1 protein-coding gene is annotated in these 4,412 nt (G+C 71.1%); it reads left to right on the forward strand.

From position 1 onward, the window contains the following. Positions 1–29: 29 nt before the first annotated feature. Positions 30–4,412: amino acid adenylation domain-containing protein (locus AB0J93_RS30040; RefSeq protein ID WP_363925723.1), on the forward strand; the 4,383-nt coding region annotated here is incomplete at its 3' end.

Consider the following 4,412-nt stretch of genomic DNA (forward strand, 5'->3'; position numbering starts at 1 on the left):
GGGCGGCAGAGCGTACGGCGCGGACGCCTTTGTCCTTTGCGCAGCAACGACTCTGGTTCCTGAGCCAACTCGACGGACCCAGCCCGCTCTACAACCTGCCGTTCGTGGTGCGGCTGGACGGCAGCCTGGACGTCGACGCGCTGGATGCGGCGTTGCTCGAGGTGCTCGGCCGGCACGAGTCACTGCGGACTCTGCTGGCGGTCGCGGACGGGCAGCCGTACCAGGAGATCCTGGACGTTGACGCGGTGGGCTCGGTCCTACGGGTCGAGTCGATGCCCGCGGACGAGCTGGAGCAGGCGGTCGTGGAGGCGGCGCGGTACCCGTTCGACCTCGCGGTCGAGGTGCCGATCCGGGCGTGGCTGTTCCAGACCGGCGCCGAGTCGGCTCTCGTGCTGGTCGTGCACCACACCGCGAGTGACGGCTGGTCGACCGCGCCGCTCAGCCGAGATCTGGCGGCGGCGTACGAGGCACGGCTGCGCGGCGAGGCACCGGTGTGGGCGCCGCTGCCGGTGCAGTACGCGGACTACGCGGTGTGGCAGCGTGAACTTCTCGGCTCCGAGTCGGACCCGCAGAGCCTGCTGTCGACCCAGGTCGCCTACTGGCGGAACGCGTTGGCCGGGGCGCCGGAGGAACTGACCCTGCCGGTGGACCGGTCACGTCCGGCGGTGGCCAGCCGTCAGGGACATCGGGTGCCGTTGCGGGTGCCGGCCGACGTGCATCAGCGGCTCGTGGACCTGGCGCGGGCCGAGGGCGTGACGCCGTTCATGGTGCTGCAGGGCGCGTTCGCCGTGCTGTTGTCGCGGTTGGGTGCGGGCACGGACATCCCGATCGGTTTTCCGGTGGCGGGGCGTAATGACGAGGCGTTGGACGATCTGGTGGGGTTCTTCGTCAACACTTTGGTGCTGCGTACGGACCTGTCGGGTGACCCGACCTTCGCCGAGGTGCTGGGCCGGGTGCGGCAGAGCAGCCTGGACGCCCTCGAGCATCAGGACGTGCCGTTCGAGCGACTGGTCGAGGAGTTGGCCCCGGCCCGCTCGATGGCCCGCCATCCGCTGTTCCAGGTGATGCTGACCCTGCAGAACATCGAGCGCGGCATTGCGGGCCTTCCGGTGGTCGACGGTGGGCCGGTGCTCGCCGATGCGGCGGTCATGTCGCGGTTCGACCTGGAGGTTTCGGCGGTCGAGGCGTTCGACGCGCAGGGCCGGCCCGCCGGGCTGAGCGGCGCGGTCACGGCGTCGACAGATCTGTTCGACGAGGAGACCGTTCAGCAGATCGCCAGCTGGTTCGTGCGGGTGCTGACCACCGTGTCGTCCGCCGCACAGGCGCCGTTGCACGCGATCGATCTGCTGGACGCCGACCAGCGCGAGCAGGTGCTGAACGGGTGGAACGACACCGCCGCGGAGACCACTGACGCCACCGTGGTCGAGCTTTTCGACCAGCAGGTCGCGGCGTCGCCGGATGCGGTCGCGGTGGTCGCCGATGGGGTCGAGGTCTCCTACCGCGAGCTGGACGCGGCGGCGAGCCGACTGGCGCAGCGCCTGATCGATCTCGGGACGGGTCCGGAGTCAGTGGTCGGGCTGCGGCTCCCGCGGGGCGCGCAGATGATCACGGCGATTGTGGCGGTGTGGAAAGCGGGCGCTGCCTATCTGCCGATCGATGCGCAGCTTCCGGCGGAGCGGGTCGAGTTCATGCTGGCCGACGCCGGCGTGACGGTGGTACTTGATGACGTGGCCGTGGAGCAGCCGGACGTTGCTTCGGGATTGGTGGCCCCGGTTCCGTCCTCGTTGGCGTACGTGATCTACACGTCGGGTTCGACCGGTACCCCGAAGGGCGTCGCGGTCTCGCACGGCTCGTTGACGAACCTGGTGTCGGTCTTCGGGCCGATGCTCGGCGCCGCACCCGGCGTGGAGATGCTGCAGTTCGCGTCGTTCAGCTTCGACGCCTCGGTGCTGGACGTGGCGGTGGCGCTGTCGCACGGCGCAACCCTGGTGATCGCCGGCACCGAGCAGCGCCAACAGCCGAAATTGCTGCGGTCGCTGACCGGGCTCAAGGCCGCGAGCGTCGTGCCGTCGCTGCTCGAGGTATTGGAACCCGAGGATCTGGCCCCGGTGCAGGCCTTGGTGGTCGGCTCGGAAGCGGTGAGCGAGGCGGTGGCCCGTGCCTGGTCGCCGGGCCGCCGCATGGTCCACGCCTACGGCCCGACGGAGACCACGGTCATCGTCGTCACGCACGAGGTGGACGGCCGACCGGGTCCGCTGCCGATCGGCGGCCCGATCGCGAACACGCGCCTGTACGTGCTGGACGACGCCCTCTCCCCGGTGCCGCCGGGCGTGGTCGGCGAGCTGTACATCGCGGGATCGGCGTTGGCACGCGGCTATGTCGGCCGGCCGGGCCTGACCGCGTCGCGCTTCGTGGCGTGCCCGTTCGGACCGGGGCGGATGTACCGCACCGGCGACCTGGTGAAGTGGACCTCGGACGGGCAGCTGGTGTTCGTGGGTCGCGCGGACCAGCAGGTCAAGATCCGCGGCTTCCGGATCGAGCCCGGCGAGATCGAGGCGGTCCTGCAGACCGATCCGCTGGTGGGTCAGGTCACGGTGGTCGTGCGCGAGGACACCCCGGGCGACCGGCGATTGGTGGCGTACGTCGTACCGGCCGCCGACGCCGCCCCGGAAGGTCTGCTCGAGCTGGCCGCGCAGCGGCTGCCCGAATACATGGTGCCGTCCGCCGTGGTGATCCTCGACCGGTTGCCGCTGACCGCCAACGACAAGCTGGACCGGCGCGCGCTCCCGGCGCCGGACTACACCGCGGGATCCGGCCGGGGCCCGGCCACCGTGCGGGACGAGATCCTGTGCGGGGTGGTCGCGGAGGTGCTCGGCCTCGACCGGGTGGGCATCGACGACGACTTCTTCAGGTTGGGCGGGCACTCCCTGCTGGCGGTGCGGCTCACGTCGCGGGTGCGTGCGGTGCTCGGCGTCGAACTGCCGCTGCGAGTGCTGTTCGAGACGCCCACGGTGGCCGGCATCTCGGCGTGGCTGAACGCCGGTCACACCGGCCCGGCACGACCGCCGATGCGGGCCGTCGAGCGGCCCGCGCGGCCGGTGCTGTCCTTCGCGCAGCAGCGGCTGTGGTTCCTCGGCCAGCTCGCCGGGCCGAGCCCGCTCTACAACATTCCGGCCGTGATCCGGCTCGGCGCCGGGCTCGACGTGGCCGCGCTGGACGCCGCACTGCGGGACGTGATCGGCCGCCACGAGTCCCTGCGGACGCTCTTCCCGGTGGCCGACGGTCAGCCGTACCAACGCATTGTCGACATCGACCAGGTGGAACCGGTCCTCCACGTCTACGACGTGCCGGCCGCCGAGCTGGACCAGGCGGTCACCGAGGCAACCCGGTACGCCTTCGACCTGGCCACCGAGATACCGATCCGGGCGTGGCTGTTCCGGCCCGGCACCGACGAGCCTTCCGCTCTCGTGCTGGTGATCCACCACATCTCCGGCGACGGCTGGTCGACGGCGCCGTTGGGCCGGGACCTCTCTGCTGCGTACGAGGCACGGCTGCGCGGCGAGGCACCGGTGTGGGCGCCGCTGCCGGTGCAGTACGCGGACTACGCGGTGTGGCAGCGTGAACTTCTCGGCTCCGAGTCGGACCCGCAGGGCCTGCTGTCGAAGCAGGTTGCGCACTGGCGGAAGACGCTGGCCGGGGCGCCGGAGGAGCTGACCCTGCCGGTGGACCGGTCGCGTCCGGCCGTGGCCACGCATCGCGGCCACCAGGTGCCGTTGCAGGTGCCGGCCGAGGTGCATCAGCGGCTCGTGGACCTGGCGCGGGCCGAGGGCGTGACGCCGTTCATGGTGCTCCAGGCGGCGATGGCGGTGCTGTTGTCGCGGTTGGGTGCGGGCACGGACATCCCGATCGGTTTTCCGGTGGCGGGGCGTAATGACGAGGCGTTGGACGATCTGGTGGGGTTCTTCGTCAACACTTTGGTGCTGCGTACGGACCTGTCGGGTGACCCGACCTTCGCCGAGGTGCTGGGCCGGGTGCGGCGGAGCAGCCTTGACGCCCTCGAGCATCAGGACGTGCCGTTCGAGCGGCTGGTCGAGGAGTTGGCCCCGGCCCGCTCGATGGCCCGCCATCCGCTGTTCCAGGTGATGCTGACCCTGCAGAACATCGAGCGCGGCACAGTCAGCCTCTCGCACGCCGACACCGGACATCAGCCGGGCCCGGCGGGACAGGCAACGGCGCGATTCGACCTGGAGGTTTCGGCGGTCGAGGCGTTCGACGCGCAGGGCCGGCCCGCCGGGCTCAACGGCACGGTGGTCGCGTCGGCGGATCTGTTTGACGAGTCGACGGCCCAGCGGTTCGTCGGGTGGTTCGTGCGGGTGTTGGCGGTGGTCACGGCGACTGCCCAGGCGCGCCTG

Origin of the sequence: Micromonospora sp. NPDC049374, assembly GCF_040677165.1 — a bacterium.
In the GTDB taxonomy this organism is placed as follows: domain Bacteria; phylum Actinomycetota; class Actinomycetes; order Mycobacteriales; family Micromonosporaceae; genus Micromonospora.